15 protein-coding genes and 1 pseudogene are annotated in these 12,477 nt (G+C 69.4%); 6 read left to right on the top strand and 10 right to left on the bottom strand.

What is annotated here, in order from left to right; translation table 11 throughout:
• Window positions 1–154: 154 nt before the first annotated feature.
• Window positions 155–525 (top strand): annotated as a pseudogene (locus tag AB0P07_RS13730) (RNA-guided endonuclease TnpB family protein); the annotation flags it as partial.
• Window positions 526–561: 36 nt separating this feature from the next.
• On the opposite strand, the gene AB0P07_RS13725 reads toward AB0P07_RS13730, so the two are convergent.
• Complete coding sequence (locus tag AB0P07_RS13725) at window positions 562–795, bottom strand: glucose PTS transporter subunit EIIB (protein ID WP_003975905.1); 234 nt, start codon at window positions 793–795, stop codon at window positions 562–564.
• Between the two features lie 160 nt (window positions 796–955).
• On the opposite strand from AB0P07_RS13725, the gene AB0P07_RS13720 reads away from it, so the two are divergent.
• On the top strand, window positions 956–2,251 hold the full coding sequence (locus AB0P07_RS13720) for a PTS transporter subunit EIIC (RefSeq protein ID WP_365549536.1): 1,296 nt from the start codon (window positions 956–958) through the stop codon (window positions 2,249–2,251).
• Window positions 2,252–2,478: 227 nt separating this feature from the next.
• A complete protein-coding gene (locus AB0P07_RS13715; protein ID WP_365549533.1) occupies window positions 2,479–3,729 on the top strand; it encodes a PTS transporter subunit EIIC in 1,251 nt (416 codons plus the stop codon).
• A gap of 91 nt (window positions 3,730–3,820) precedes the next feature.
• Here AB0P07_RS13715 and AB0P07_RS13710 read toward each other — a convergent pair whose 3' ends face one another.
• Window positions 3,821–4,573, bottom strand: coding sequence for an MBL fold metallo-hydrolase (locus AB0P07_RS13710; RefSeq protein WP_365549530.1), 753 nt, complete (start codon window positions 4,571–4,573; stop codon window positions 3,821–3,823).
• 204 nt (window positions 4,574–4,777) lie between these two features.
• Between AB0P07_RS13710 and AB0P07_RS13705 the strand changes: the two genes are divergently transcribed.
• The gene (locus AB0P07_RS13705) at window positions 4,778–4,936 is read left to right on the top strand and encodes a hypothetical protein (protein WP_365550353.1); all 159 of its coding nucleotides are present in this window, start codon (window positions 4,778–4,780) and stop codon (window positions 4,934–4,936) included.
• A gap of 59 nt (window positions 4,937–4,995) precedes the next feature.
• Here the strand turns inward: AB0P07_RS13705 and AB0P07_RS13700 are convergent, their stop codons facing one another.
• The 7 genes from AB0P07_RS13700 to clpS form a co-directional block, all read right to left on the bottom strand.
• On the bottom strand, window positions 4,996–5,946 hold the full coding sequence (locus AB0P07_RS13700) for a cysteine synthase (RefSeq protein ID WP_365549527.1): 951 nt from the start codon (window positions 5,944–5,946) through the stop codon (window positions 4,996–4,998).
• A 6-nt stretch (window positions 5,947–5,952) separates the two neighbouring features.
• On the bottom strand, window positions 5,953–6,285 hold the full coding sequence (locus AB0P07_RS13695) for a MoaD/ThiS family protein (protein ID WP_365549524.1): 333 nt from the start codon (window positions 6,283–6,285) through the stop codon (window positions 5,953–5,955).
• A gap of 99 nt (window positions 6,286–6,384) precedes the next feature.
• Window positions 6,385–6,480, bottom strand: coding sequence for a putative leader peptide (locus AB0P07_RS13690; RefSeq protein ID WP_309546867.1), 96 nt, complete (start codon window positions 6,478–6,480; stop codon window positions 6,385–6,387).
• Between the two features lie 79 nt (window positions 6,481–6,559).
• The gene (locus tag AB0P07_RS13685) at window positions 6,560–6,982 is read right to left on the bottom strand and encodes a M67 family metallopeptidase (protein WP_365549520.1); all 423 of its coding nucleotides are present in this window, start codon (window positions 6,980–6,982) and stop codon (window positions 6,560–6,562) included.
• 163 nt (window positions 6,983–7,145) lie between these two features.
• The gene (locus AB0P07_RS13680) at window positions 7,146–8,573 is read right to left on the bottom strand and encodes an amino acid permease (RefSeq protein ID WP_365549518.1); all 1,428 of its coding nucleotides are present in this window, start codon (window positions 8,571–8,573) and stop codon (window positions 7,146–7,148) included.
• Between the two features lie 383 nt (window positions 8,574–8,956).
• Entirely contained in the window at window positions 8,957–9,565 is a 609-nt protein-coding gene (locus tag AB0P07_RS13675) for a DUF2017 domain-containing protein (protein ID WP_365549515.1), read from the bottom strand.
• A 41-nt stretch (window positions 9,566–9,606) separates the two neighbouring features.
• Window positions 9,607–9,924, bottom strand: a complete 318-nt coding sequence (gene clpS / locus AB0P07_RS13670) for an ATP-dependent Clp protease adapter ClpS (RefSeq protein WP_102930550.1) — start codon at window positions 9,922–9,924, stop codon at window positions 9,607–9,609.
• Between the two features lie 109 nt (window positions 9,925–10,033).
• On the opposite strand from clpS, the gene AB0P07_RS13665 reads away from it, so the two are divergent.
• Complete coding sequence (locus AB0P07_RS13665; protein WP_365549512.1) at window positions 10,034–11,380, top strand: nicotinate phosphoribosyltransferase; 1,347 nt, start codon at window positions 10,034–10,036, stop codon at window positions 11,378–11,380.
• Between the two features lie 123 nt (window positions 11,381–11,503).
• Window positions 11,504–12,091 carry a nicotinamidase gene (locus AB0P07_RS13660; protein WP_365549509.1) on the top strand — a complete coding sequence of 196 codons (588 nt, stop codon included), beginning with the start codon at window positions 11,504–11,506 and terminating at the stop codon, window positions 12,089–12,091.
• Between the two features lie 10 nt (window positions 12,092–12,101).
• On the opposite strand, the gene AB0P07_RS13655 is transcribed toward AB0P07_RS13660, so the two are convergent.
• Entirely contained in the window at window positions 12,102–12,446 is a 345-nt protein-coding gene (locus AB0P07_RS13655; RefSeq protein WP_365549506.1) for a hypothetical protein, read from the bottom strand.
• Window positions 12,447–12,477: the final 31 nt, after the last annotated feature.

Below are 12,477 nucleotides of genomic sequence, written 5' to 3'. Positions count from 1 at the left end.
GCGGGTGAGCCTAGCGGCCCATGGGAAAGGGGCCTGCCCCGCCGTGGGGCGGGCGGGACGGGCTCCTTGCCGGTGAACCGGTGGTTCACCTGATTCTTGCGAGGGGGCTCCGCCGTTCACGCCGGGGAAGAAATCGGATCCGTTGTTGCGACGCGCAGCGTCACCACTCACCCGGTACGACCGGATGATGGCCCGTCGCCGACCCAAGAAGGGAATGCCCGCGTCGAAGGGCTGTCGGACGGCGAAGAGGCTGCGCGCGAAGGCCCACAGGAAGGTCGCCAGGCAGCGCACGGATACCGGCCGCAAGTGGGCCGAGAAGGTCGTCCGCGACCATGACGCCGTCGCGGTCGAAGACTTCCGGCCCCAGTTCCTGGCCCAGGCCACGATGGCCCGCAAAGCCGCGGACGCCGCCATCGGCGCCAGGACAAGAACTCCGCACGCGTCATGCTCGTCCGGGCTGGTCTCAACCCGGCTGGCGCCGACGGCACAAGACCTCCTGGAACGCCGCTCCAGGAGGCAGCCTGAGCCAGGAATCCCCTCCCCCTTCGGGGAAGGGAGGACTCACATCATGTCTTCGATCTCCGCCGCGATCGGGTCGGCGTCGGTGCCGATGACGACCTGGATGGCGGTGCCCATCTTGACGACGCCGTGGGCGCCTGCGGCCTTGAGGGCGGCTTCGTTGACCAGGGCCGGGTCGTTGACCTCGGTGCGGAGTCGGGTGATGCAGCCTTCGATCTCGTCGATGTTGTCGATGCCGCCGAGGCCGGCGACGATCTTCTCAGCCTTGCTGGCCATGTTGGTTCTCCCTGATCCGAGCCGCTTTGTCGCAGTAACCCACAGTTGGCCCATCTTCGCGAGCCATCGCACGGTTCCGTCGCGAATGATGGGCCTCACGACGGCGGAGCCGTCCGTCTACTGGTCTACACCAGTGTACCGGCGACCGAATGGAGACCGGATGAGTGCCGACAGCACGGTCAGTCCCGCTCGGGTCCGCTGGAACAAGGCGTTCCAGGGGCTGCAGAAGATGGGTCGCAGTCTTCAGCTGCCCATCGCGGTCCTGCCCGCTGCGGGCATTCTCAACCGGCTGGGGCAGCCGGACGTGTTCGGGGACGACGGTCTGGGCTGGACGAACGTCTCGAAGGTCATGACGGGTGCGGGCGGTGCGCTGCTCGACGGGTCGCTGGGGCTGCCGCTGCTGTTCTGTGTGGGTGTGGCCATCGGGATGGCGAAGAAGGCCGACGGCTCGACGGCGTTGGCGGCGGTGGCGGGGTTCCTCGTCTACTACAACGTGCTGCGGCAGTTCCCGGAGGACTGTCCGGAGGGGTCGCAGGCCGTCCCTCAGGTCGGTTGCCAGGTGACCGACGGGTCGGGCGAGGTGACGGCGTTCGTCTTCCAGAACCCCGGGGTCTTCGGCGGCATCGTGATGGGGCTGCTGACGGCGTACTTCTGGCAGCGGTTCCACCGGACGAAGCTGGTGGACTGGCTGGGCTTCTTCAACGGCCGCCGGCTGGTGCCGATCATCATGGCGTTCGTGGCGATCGTGTTCGCGGCGCTGTGTCTGTGGGTGTGGCCGCCGATCGGTGACGCGCTGGAGAGCTTCAGCGACTGGATGACCGGGATCGGCGCGTGGGGCGCGGGTGTGTTCGGGGTGGCGAACCGGGCCCTGCTGGTGATCGGTCTGCATCAGTTCCTGAACGTGCCGATGTGGTTCCAGTTCGGTTCGTACACCAAGCCGGACGGGACGGTGGTGCACGGTGACATCAACATGTTCCTGGCGGGGGATCCGACCGCGGGGCAGTTCACCACGGGCTTCTTCCCGATCATGATGTTCGCGTTGCCCGCGGCGGCGCTGGCGATCACGCACTGCGCGCGGCCGAGCCGGCGCAAGGAGGTCGGCGGTCTGATGCTGTCGGTGGGGCTGACGTCGTTCGTGACGGGGATCACGGAGCCGCTGGAGTACTCGTTCATGTTCATCGCTCCCCTTCTGTACGCGGTGCACGCGGTGCTGACGGGGGTGTCGATGGCGGTGTCGTGGGCGCTGGGGGTGAAGGACGGGTTCAGCTTCTCGGCGGGACTGATCGACTACGTCATCAACTGGAACCTGGCGACGAAGCCGTGGCTGATCATTCCGATCGGACTGTGTTTCGCGGTGGTGTACTACGTGGTTTTCCGGTTCGCGATCACGAAGTTCGATCTGAAGACTCCGGGGCGGGAGCCCGAGGACGAGGTGGAGGACGTCACCAAGGTGTAGACCTCTTCCGTTCCTCACGTACCCTTTGAGGGTGGTCTCGCGAAGGCCCCCGGACCGACGGTCCGGGGGCCTTCTCCGCGCGCTCCCGGGCCTGTGATCAGGGGACTTGGGCGGGTACTGCGCGTAGCGCTCCGGTTGCGGAATCGCGGGTTCCTTACGCCGCCTTCATCGTGCTACAACAGGTCTACACCACTGAGTGGTGTAGACCACCACCCGATGGAGGAAGCATGAGCACCGCCACCGACACGGCGGCCCCCGCAAAGAAGCGGGGATCCGGTCTTTTCCAGGGGCTGCAGAAGGTAGGACGCAGCCTCCAGCTCCCGATCGCCGTTCTTCCGGCGGCGGGCATCATGGTCCGTCTCGGCCAGGACGACATCTTCGGCAAGGACGGCCTCGGCTGGGACAAGGTCGCCGCCGTCTTCAACAACGCGGGCGGCGCGCTCACCGGCTCGCTGCCGATCCTGTTCTGCATAGGCGTGGCCATCGGCTTCGCCAAGAAGGCGGACGGTTCGACCGCGCTGGCCGCGGTGGTCGGCTTCCTCGTCTACAGCAAGGTCCTGGAGGCCTTCCCGGTCACCGAGGCGGTGATCCAGAAGGGCGAGGACGTCGCCGCGACGTACAACGACCCGGGTGTGCTCGGCGGCATCATCATGGGTCTGCTGGCCGCCGTGCTGTGGCAGCGGTACCACCGCAAGAAGCTGGTGGACTGGCTGGGCTTCTTCAACGGCCGCCGGCTGGTGCCGATCATCATGGCCTTCGTCGGCATCGTCGTGGGTGTCTTCTTCGGTCTGGTCTGGGAGCCCATCGGCGACGGCATCTCGAACTTCGGCGAGTGGATGACGGGCCTCGGCTCCGGCGGCGCGGCCCTGTTCGGTGGCGTGAACCGCGCGCTGATCCCGGTCGGCATGCACCAGTTCGTGAACACGGTGGCCTGGTTCCAGCTCGGTGACTTCACCAACTCCGCCGGTGACGTGGTGCACGGCGACATCACCCGCTTCCTCGCGGGCGACCCCTCCGCCGGCATCTTCCAGTCGGGCTTCTTCCCGATCATGATGTTCGGTCTGCCGGCCGCCGCCCTGGCCATGGCGCACACCGCCCGCCCGGAGCGCCGCAAGGCCGTCCTCGGCATGATGCTCTCGCTGGCCGCGACCTCGTTCGTCACCGGTGTGACCGAGCCGATCGAGTTCTCGTTCATGTTCATCGCGCCGGTCCTGTACGTGCTGCACGCGGTGCTGACCGCGATCTCGATGGCGGTGACGTGGGGCCTGGGTGTGCACGCCGGCTTCAACTTCTCGGCCGGTTTCATCGACTACGCCCTGAACTGGCACCTCGCCACCAAGCCCTGGCTGATCATCCCGATCGGTCTGGTGTTCGCGGCGATCTACTACGTGACGTTCCGCTTCGCGATCGTCAAGTTCGACCTGAAGACCCCGGGCCGCGAGCCCGAGGAGGAGATCGAGGACCTCACCAAGGCGTGAGCCCCGGCCCCACGGCGTACGGAAGGCCCCGGAACCGCGAGGTTCCGGGGCCTTCCCCCGTGTCCGGGGTGTCTGGGGCCTCGCCCCGGTGTCAGATCTCGTACACCGCGCCCGCCGCGGCGATGTCCACGGTCCCGTCGTAGACCTCGCGCGCGTCGGCGCGGTTGACCTCGGGGTCGGTCCACGGCGGGATGTGGGTGAGCACCAGGCGCCGGGCGCCGGCGCGGGCGGCGCTCTGTCCCGCCTCGCGTCCGTTGAGGTGCAGGTCGGGGATGTTCTCCTTGCCGTGCGTGAAGGCGGCCTCGCACAGGAACAGGTCGGTGTCGCGGGCGAGTTCGTCCAGCACGGGGGTGGCTCCCGTGTCGCCGGAGTACGTCAGTGAGCGGCCGCCGTGCTCGACGCGGATGGCGTAGGCCTCCACGGGGTGGGCGACACGCTCGGTGTGCACGGTGAACGGGCCGACCTCGAAGGTGGACGGCTTGACCGTGTGGAAGTCGAACACCTCGCTCATGGAGGAGGCCGAGGGGGTGTCGGCGTAGGCGGTGGTCAGCCGGTGCTCGGTGCCCTCGGGTCCGTAGACCGGGAGGGGAGCGCAGCGGCCGCCGTCGTGCCGGTAGTAGCGCGCCACGAAGTAGGCGCACATGTCGATGCAGTGGTCGGCGTGCAGGTGGCTGAGGAAGATCGCGTCGAGGTCGTAGAGACCGCAGTGGCGCTGCAGCTCGCCGAGGGCGCCGTTGCCCATGTCGAGGAGCAGCCGGAAGCCGTCGGCCTCGACGAGGTAGCTCGAGCAGGCCGATTCCGCGGACGGGAACGACCCCGAGCAGCCGACGACGGTGAGCTTCATGAAGCAGAAACCTCCGCTGGCGCGTGTGGAGAGACGGGGGTCGTGCGGTTTGTCGAGCGTAAGGCGCAAAACCTGTGGTCGCTCCTCCGCCAGGGGCTGTTGTGGGCGAACTCACCTGTGGGATCACCGGTTCGGATGGAAGTGGGGAGCGCGGGGCCGCTGAGGGGGCGCGCGGGAACGGTGCGCGCCGGTACGGTCCTCGGTATGAACACGTCCTGGTGGCTCGTCTTCGCGGCGGTGGTCCTGCTCGCGCTCGTCGCCACGGTCGTCGACGGCTGGGGCCGGGGGCGGCGGCCTCGTGGCCGGGGCCGGCGGCCCCCGGACGGGCGGGACGGGGCCGGCGGACGGGGGCCCGAAAGCTGACGCGCCCCGCGACGCTTACGTCACGGGGCGGTTGTGCGGGCGTTGCGCGGGCGGAACCGTCAGGCCCAGAGCTGGCCGTGGAGGGTCTCGATGGCGGCCTCGGTCGTCTCGGCGGTGTAGACGCCGGTGGAGAGGTACTTCCATCCGCCGTCGGCGACGACGAAGACGATGTCCGCGCTCTCGCCGGCCTTGACGGCCTTCTTGCCGACGCCGATCGCGGCGTGCAGGGCGGCGCCGGTGGAGACGCCCGCGAAGATGCCCTCCTGCTGGAGCAGCTCGCGGGTGCGGGTGACCGCGTCGGCGGAGCCCACCGAGAAGCGGGTGGTGAGGACGGAGGCGTCGTACAGCTCGGGCACGAAGCCCTCGTCGAGGTTGCGCAGGCCGTACACGAGGTCGTCGTAGCGCGGTTCGGCGGCGACGATCTTCACGTCCGGCTTGTGCTCGCGCAGGTAGCGCCCGACGCCCATGAGGGTGCCGGTGGTGCCGAGGCCGGCCACGAAGTGGGTCACGGAGGGCAGGTCGGCGAGGATCTCCGGGCCGGTGCCGGCGTAGTGGGCGCCCGCGTTGTCCGGGTTGCCGTACTGGTAGAGCATGACCCAGTCCGGGTGCTCGGCGGAGAGTTCCTTGGCGACCCGTACGGCGGTGTTGGAGCCGCCCGCGGCCGGGGAGGAGATGATCTCCGCGCCCCACATGGCGAGCAGGTCCCGGCGTTCCCGGGAGGTGTTCTCGGGCATCACGCAGACGATGCGGTAGCCCTTGAGCCTGGCGGCCATGGCCAGGGAGATGCCGGTGTTGCCGCTGGTGGGCTCCAGGATCGTGCAGCCCTTGGTGAGCCGGCCGTCCTTCTCCGCCTGCTCGATCATGTGGAGCGCGGGGCGGTCCTTGATCGAGCCGGTCGGGTTGCGGTCCTCCAGCTTGGCCCAGATGCGGACGTCGTCGGACGGCGACAGCCGCGGCAGGCGCACCAGGGGGGTGTTGCCCACCGCGGCCAGCGGGGAGTCGTAGCGCATCGGCGATCAGGCCATTCCCGCCCGTCGCCCGGCCGCCACCCCGACCGGACGCGGCTTCGCCGCGACAGAACCCCCTGCGACGGCCGGCAGGATCGTGATGCTGTCGCCGTCGGACAGCTTGGTGTCGATGCCGTCGAGGAAGCGGACGTCCTCGTCGTTCAGGTAGACGTTGACGAAGCGGCGGAGCTGCTCGCCCTCGACGATGCGGGCCTGGATGCCCGTGTGCCGGGTCTCGAGGTCGGCGAAGAGCTGGGCGAGGGTGTCCCCGTTGCCCTCCACCGCCTTCTGGCCGTCGGTGTACTGGCGGAGGATGGTCGGGATGCGGACCTCGATGGCCATGGCTGAGTGCTCCTGTCGGAAGTTTGTCGTGGGTTCGTGGGGCGCGCGGCGGCACACGTCAGCACGCCGCGGCTCACGGCCGTACGGCGGCGGCGAAGATCAACAGATGGCGCTTTTCAGCCTGCACAGGTCGACGTGCAGCCGCGCCACGAGCAGCGTGCCCGGCGCCTTTTCGCTCACGTCGAGAAGAACCATGGGCTCATCGTATCGATTCCCGGTCCGACATCCGGAGTGTGATCTCACCTGATGGACTCTTTCCGTCCGCAGGGCGGGATCAGTACGCCTCGACGACCTTGACCTCCTCCTCCGTGACCTCGCCCTCCAGGATGCGGAACGACCGGAACTGGAACTCGCCGGCGCCGTCGGTGTCCGCGGTGGAGACGAGGACGTAGTGGGCGCCGGGCTCGTTGGCGTAGGTGATGTCGGTGCGGGAGGGGTGGGCCTCGGTGGCGGTGTGGGAGTGGTAGATGACCACCGGCTCCTCGTCGCGGTCATCCATCTCGCGGTAGAGCTTGAGGAGGTCCTGCGAGTCGAACTCGTAGAAGGTGGGCGAGCGGGCGGCGTTGAGCATGGGGACGAACCGCTCGGGACGGCCCTCGCCGACGGGACCGGCCACCACGCCGCACGCCTCGTCGGGGTGGTCGGCGCGCGCGTGGGCGACGATCTGGTCGTACAGGGCCTGTGTGATGGTCAGCATGCGGCCAGGATAAGCAGACGGGCTCCTCCGTACCGGTGGGTGGTACGGAGGAGCCCGCATGCCGGACATCCTGAGCGGTGGCCGTGAGGATGCCACGAGCGTCCCCGGTGGCCGGACGTCCTGGAGTGCGCGCGAAGGCGCCGGCCGGGGCCGGCTGCTCGGATCAGCCGATCTTCTCGAACTCCGGCTCGCCGGGACGCTCGGTGATCTTCGGGTTGCGGCTCTTGAGCACCGCCCAGCCGATACCGAGGGCGACGGCCCAGCCGGCCATCACGTACAGGCAGATGCGGGAGTCGGCGTCGTAGGCGATCAGGCAGGTGACGAAGAGGAGGAAGGCGATGGCGATGTAGGAGCAGACCGAGCCGCCGGGCGCCGGGAAGGAGGAGGCGGGCAGACGGCCCGCGACGACCTGGCGGCGGTACCGCACGTGGCTGACCAGGATCATCAGCCAGGTCCAGATGCCGGCGGCGGTGGCGACGGAGGTGACGTAGCCGAAGGCCTTCTCCGGGACGAGGTAGTTCAGCACCACGCCGATGGCCATGAAGACGACCGAGACGGAGATTCCGATGGCCGGGGTCTTCGTCGAGGACAGCTTGCTGAAGACCCCGGGGGCCTCGCCGTTGTCCGCGAGGGTGCGCAGCATGCGGCCCGTGGAGTACATCCCGGAGTTGCAGGAGGACAGGGCGGCGGTGAGCACGACGAAGTTGACGATGCCGGCGCCGGCCGGGATGCCGATGACCGCGAAGGCCTCCACGAAGGGGCTGACGCCCTCGGCGAACTCGGTCCACTTGACCACGGCCAGGATGACGGTGAGGGCGCCGACGTAGAAGAGGGCGATGCGCCAGGGCAGGGTGTTGATCGCCTTGGGCAGGGTCTTCTCCGGGTTCTCGGACTCGCCCGCGGTGACGCCGACCAGCTCGACGGCGAGGTAGGCGAACATGACGCCCTGGAGGGTCATCAGGGACGAGCCGATGCCCTTGGGGAAGAAGCCGTCGAACTCCCACAGGTTGGAGACGGCGGCCGTGTCGCCGGCCTGGCTGAAGCCGAAGGTGATGACGCCGATGCCGATCACGATCATGCCGATGATCGCGGTGACCTTGACCATCGAGAACCAGAACTCGATCTCGCCGAACAGCTTCACCGAGATCAGGTTGGCCACGAACAGCAGCACCAGGAAGACCAGGGCCGAGACCCACTGCGGGATGTCCGGGAACCAGTAGTGGATGTAGATGGCGGCGGCGGTGAGTTCCGCCATGCCCGTGACCACCCACATCAGCCAGTACGTCCAGCCGGTGAAGTAACCGAAGAAGGGACCGAGGAACTCACGCGAGTACTCGGCGAAGGAGCCGGAGACGGGACGGTAGAGGAGCAGCTCGCCGAGCGCCCGCATGATGAAGAAGATGATCACGCCCGCGAGGGCGTACATGAGGATGATGCTGGGGCCGGCCTTGGCGATGTTGGCCCCGGCGCCCAGGAAGAGGCCGACGCCGATGGCGCCGCCGATCGCGATCATCTGGACCTGGCGGCTGCCCAGACCGCGCTCGTATCCCTCTTCGGGGGCCTTGTCCGTGTCGACCTGCGCAGAGGTCATGTGTGGTGCGCCTTTCTCCATGCCGACCCGGGCCTTGACTCGGCCGCGGATCGGGTCTCGATCCCCCCGGATGATGGAGCTGAGCGGGCCTCACATCCCGCTCGGTGCCTGGCCGGCGGTCTGCCGGCTCGGTGGCGCACCCGGCCGAACATTCGGGTGGTGTTCGCCGGGCGGTCGTGAAGATCTACCACGATCGCGAGGCTGACCACAGGGGCGGATGGTGACGTGTCACACAAGGAAAAGCAGACAAAACGCGCCCCTTTTCATAAAAAGGGGCCGCAGCTTTGACGGGATCTTTATCCGGATTTGAGGCTCCGCTGAGCGGACACGGAGAGTCTTGAGGCTCCGCCGAGCGGACATGGAGAGCGGGGAAAGGGTCCCCTTCAGGGCATAAGGGTGGCGACCAGCGACTCCTGGAGCCCGCCGAGCCACAGATAGGCCATCACCATCGGCTTGCGCGGATCCTCGTCGGGGAGCCGGTAGAGCAGGTCGGTGTCGTCCTCGTCGGCGATCTCCAGGCGGGAGCCGATCGCCAGGCGCAGGTCGTTCAGGGCGCGCAGCCACTGCTGGGACTCCTCGGGCGACAGCTTCAGCACCGCGCCCTCCTCGCCCGCCGACGCCGAGGAGAGGGCGTCCAGGTTGCGGACCACCGCCAAGGCGTTGTCCCGCTTGCCGGCCCGCAGGTCGTTCTCGGTGTAGCGGCGGAACTCCGCGGAGTGCGCCCGCTGCTCCTCGGCCTCCTGGGCCTGCGGGGCGCCCTCGGGGTCGCCGTAGGCGTCCGGGAACAGGCGGCGCAGCACCGGGTCGGAGGGCGGTTCGCTCGGACCCTCGGCGAACAGCTCGGCGAGCGGGTCGTCGGAGGCGTCCTCGGCGGGTCCGGGACCGATCAGCTCCAGGAGCTGCACGGCCAGGGAGCGGATGATGGAGATCTCGACGTCGTCGAGCGCGACGGCCGCGCCGCCGCCGGGGAGCGGTTCGAATTGTCCGGGCATGAAGGCGATTCAGCTGCTTCCGTCCTGCGGGCGGGCGTGGGTCATTTCCGGTCCTGCTGGAGGGTGGCCCACAGGCCGTAGCCGTGCATGGCCTGTACGTCCCGTTCCATCTCCTCCCGGCTGCCGCTGGAGACGACCGCCCGGCCCTTGTGGTGAACGTCCATCATGAGCTTGGTGGCCTTGTCCTTCGAGTAGCCGAAGTACGTCTGGAAGACGTACGTCACGTAGCTCATGAGGTTGACGGGGTCGTTGTGCACGATCGTCACCCAGGGCACGTCGGGCTCGGGTACGGCGAAGACCTCCTCCGCCGACTCGGTCTTCTCGATCTCCATGGGTGCGGCTGCCGTCACACAGCCCATGCTGCCACCACAGGGGGGCACCCGCGCAAACGGGCGTGTGGCGGGCGCCACGCGAACCGGGCGGGCCTGGAAATCGTCAGAGTGACGAAATGGGGGTACGATCCCTCCTATGAACACAGCGGACCTTGGGCTGCCGGTGGACGTCCCCTCGACGGCGCTCTTCACGGACCAGTACGAGCTGACCATGCTGCGGGCCGCCCTGAAGGCCGGTACGGCCGGGCGGCGCAGCGTGTTCGAGGTCTTCACCCGGCGGCTGCCGGACGGCCGCCGCTACGGCGTCGTGGCGGGCACCGGGCGGGTGCTGGACGCGGTGGAGAACTTCCGCTTCGACGCGGGCGTGCTGCGCTTCCTGCGCGAGAAGGACATCGTCGACGAGGAGACCCTGGACTGGCTCGCCGAGTACCGCTTCGGCGGGGACATCTGGGGCTACCCCGAGGGCGAGGTGTACTTCCCCGGATCGCCGATCATGCGGGTCGAGGGCACTTTCGGCGAGTGCGTGCTGCTGGAGACGGTGATCCTCTCCATCCTCAACCACGACTCGGCGATCGCGGCCGCCGCCTCCCGGATGTCGTCCGCCGCCGGAGACCGCCCGCTGATCGAGATGGGCGCCCGCCGCACCCACGAGCTGGCCGCCGTCGCCGCCGCCCGCTCCGCCTACGTCGGCGGTTTCGCGACCACCTCCGACCTGGCCGCCGGCTTCCGCTACAACATCCCCACCGTCGGCACCTCCGCCCACGCCTTCACCCTGCTGCACGACAACGAGCGCGACGCCTTCCGCGCCCAGGTGGAGTCGCTGGGCCGGGACACCACGCTCCTGGTGGACACCTACGACGTCGCCGAGGCCGTCCGCACGGCGGTGGAGACCGCCGGGCCCGAGCTGGGCGCCGTGCGCATCGACTCCGGCGACCTGCTGCTGGTCGCGCACCGGGTGCGCCAGCAGCTGGACGAGCTGGGCGCGACCGAGACGAAGATCGTCGTGACCTCGGACCTGGACGAGTACGCCATCGCCTCGCTGGCGGCGGCGCCCGTGGACGCGTACGGCGTCGGCACCCAGCTGGTGACCGGCTCCGGGCACCCGACCGCCTCGATGGTCTACAAGCTGGTGGCCCGCGCCGAGTCCGGCGAGGAGGGGGCGCCGCTGGTGCCGGTGGCGAAGAAGTCCAGCGGCGGCAAGACGTCCGTCGGCGGCCGCAAGTGGGCCGCGCGGCGCCTGGACGCGCACGGGCACGCCGAGGCCGAGGTGGTCGGCACCGGTCCGGTGCCCGACGCTCTCGCCGACCGGCAGCTCCTGGTCGAGCTGGTCAAGGGCGGCGAGGTCGTCGCCCGCGAGCCGCTGGACGCCGCCCGGGACCGGCACGCGGCGGCCCGCGCCAACCTGCCGCTGTCCGCCACCCAGCTCTCCCGAGGGGAACCCGTCATTCCGACGGAGTACGCGCACGGGGGCTCGGGTAGCTAAAGCTGGTGCGGCCCTGGCACAAGGGCCGAATCAGCCCCGTACCACCGCACGCGTCAGCCCCGCTCGTCCGTCCCGCCCGTTCAGCACCGACCCCGCAGTCGACCCAGTCGAAGGACACCGACCATGCGCCGCGCCTTGATCGTCGTAGACGTGCAGAACGACTTCTGCGAGGGAGGCAGCCTCGCGGTGTCCGGCGGTGCCGACGTGGCCGCCGCCATCACCGAGCTGATCGGGCAGGCGCCCGCCGGCTACCGCCACGTGGTGGCCACCCGCGACCACCACGTCGCGCCGGGCGGCCACTTCGCCGACCACCCGGACTACGTCCACTCCTGGCCGGCGCACTGCGTCGCCGGCACCGAGGGGGTCGGCTTCCACCCGAACTTCGCCCCGGCCGTCGCCTCCGGCGCGATAGACGCCGTCTTCGACAAGGGCGCGTACGCGGCCGCCTACAGCGGCTTCGAGGGCACCGACGAGAACGGCACGGCGCTCGCCGAGTGGCTGCGCGCCCGGGAGATCGACGAGGTCGACGTCGTGGGCATCGCCACCGACCACTGTGTCCGGGCCACCGCCCTGGACGCCGCCCGCGAGGGCTTCCGTACGCAGGTGCTGCTCGACCTGACCGCCGGGGTGGCCGTGGAGACCACGGAGCGGGCGCTGGAGGAGCTGCGGGAGGCCGGCGTGGAGCTGTCCGGGAAGCCGGTCGTGCAGTAGGGCCGGGCCCCTACGTCTGGGCGGTCGGGCGTCTGAGCAGGGCCCGGATCGGGTGCCACAGCTCCTGGACCAGGTCCGGGCCGCCCACGGCACCCGCCACCGGCGCCGTGCGCCATATCAGCCCGTCCGGGTGGTGCAGGACCGCGGTGACCTCGTCCGGGTTGGGCGGAGCCGCGTTGCCCCGCAGGTAGACGCTGCGCAGCCCCAGGTTGCGCAGCCTGGTCAGGGCGCGCGCCCGGTTCTGGGCGTGGACGAGAAAGCGCACTCCCCCGGCCTCCGGGCCGGCGGGGCTGGGCAGGTTCAGTGCCACCACCACCGTGCCGTTCGGCAGCTTGCAGAAGCCTCCTGCGGCCATGCGGTCATACCCCCGAGTCAGCCTGGGTCGG

The sequence above is a fragment of the Streptomyces sp. NPDC085944 genome (assembly GCF_040686295.1).
Classification (GTDB): domain Bacteria; phylum Actinomycetota; class Actinomycetes; order Streptomycetales; family Streptomycetaceae; genus Streptomyces; species Streptomyces salinarius.
This window is presented reverse-complemented; position numbering and strand designations above follow the sequence as displayed.

Excerpts from the sequence above, each read along its gene's own strand:
- AB0P07_RS13725 (WP_003975905.1), bottom strand. The coding sequence starts at position 795 with ATGGCCAGCAAGGCTGAGAAGATCGTCGCCGGCCTCGGCGGCATCGAC.
- AB0P07_RS13720 (WP_365549536.1), top strand. The coding sequence starts at position 956 with ATGAGTGCCGACAGCACGGTCAGTCCCGCTCGGGTCCGCTGGAACAAG.
- AB0P07_RS13715 (WP_365549533.1), top strand. The coding sequence starts at position 2,479 with ATGAGCACCGCCACCGACACGGCGGCCCCCGCAAAGAAGCGGGGATCC.
- AB0P07_RS13710 (WP_365549530.1), bottom strand. The coding sequence starts at position 4,573 with ATGAAGCTCACCGTCGTCGGCTGCTCGGGGTCGTTCCCGTCCGCGGAA.
- AB0P07_RS13705 (WP_365550353.1), top strand. The coding sequence starts at position 4,778 with ATGAACACGTCCTGGTGGCTCGTCTTCGCGGCGGTGGTCCTGCTCGCG.
- AB0P07_RS13700 (WP_365549527.1), bottom strand. The coding sequence starts at position 5,946 with ATGCGCTACGACTCCCCGCTGGCCGCGGTGGGCAACACCCCCCTGGTG.
- AB0P07_RS13695 (WP_365549524.1), bottom strand. The coding sequence starts at position 6,285 with ATGGCCATCGAGGTCCGCATCCCGACCATCCTCCGCCAGTACACCGAC.
- AB0P07_RS13690 (WP_309546867.1), bottom strand. The coding sequence starts at position 6,480 with ATGGTTCTTCTCGACGTGAGCGAAAAGGCGCCGGGCACGCTGCTCGTG.
- AB0P07_RS13685 (WP_365549520.1), bottom strand. The coding sequence starts at position 6,982 with ATGCTGACCATCACACAGGCCCTGTACGACCAGATCGTCGCCCACGCG.
- AB0P07_RS13680 (WP_365549518.1), bottom strand. The coding sequence starts at position 8,573 with ATGACCTCTGCGCAGGTCGACACGGACAAGGCCCCCGAAGAGGGATAC.
- AB0P07_RS13675 (WP_365549515.1), bottom strand. The coding sequence starts at position 9,565 with ATGCCCGGACAATTCGAACCGCTCCCCGGCGGCGGCGCGGCCGTCGCG.
- clpS (WP_102930550.1), bottom strand. The coding sequence starts at position 9,924 with ATGGGCTGTGTGACGGCAGCCGCACCCATGGAGATCGAGAAGACCGAG.
- AB0P07_RS13665 (WP_365549512.1), top strand. The coding sequence starts at position 10,034 with ATGAACACAGCGGACCTTGGGCTGCCGGTGGACGTCCCCTCGACGGCG.
- AB0P07_RS13660 (WP_365549509.1), top strand. The coding sequence starts at position 11,504 with ATGCGCCGCGCCTTGATCGTCGTAGACGTGCAGAACGACTTCTGCGAG.
- AB0P07_RS13655 (WP_365549506.1), bottom strand. The coding sequence starts at position 12,446 with ATGGCCGCAGGAGGCTTCTGCAAGCTGCCGAACGGCACGGTGGTGGTG.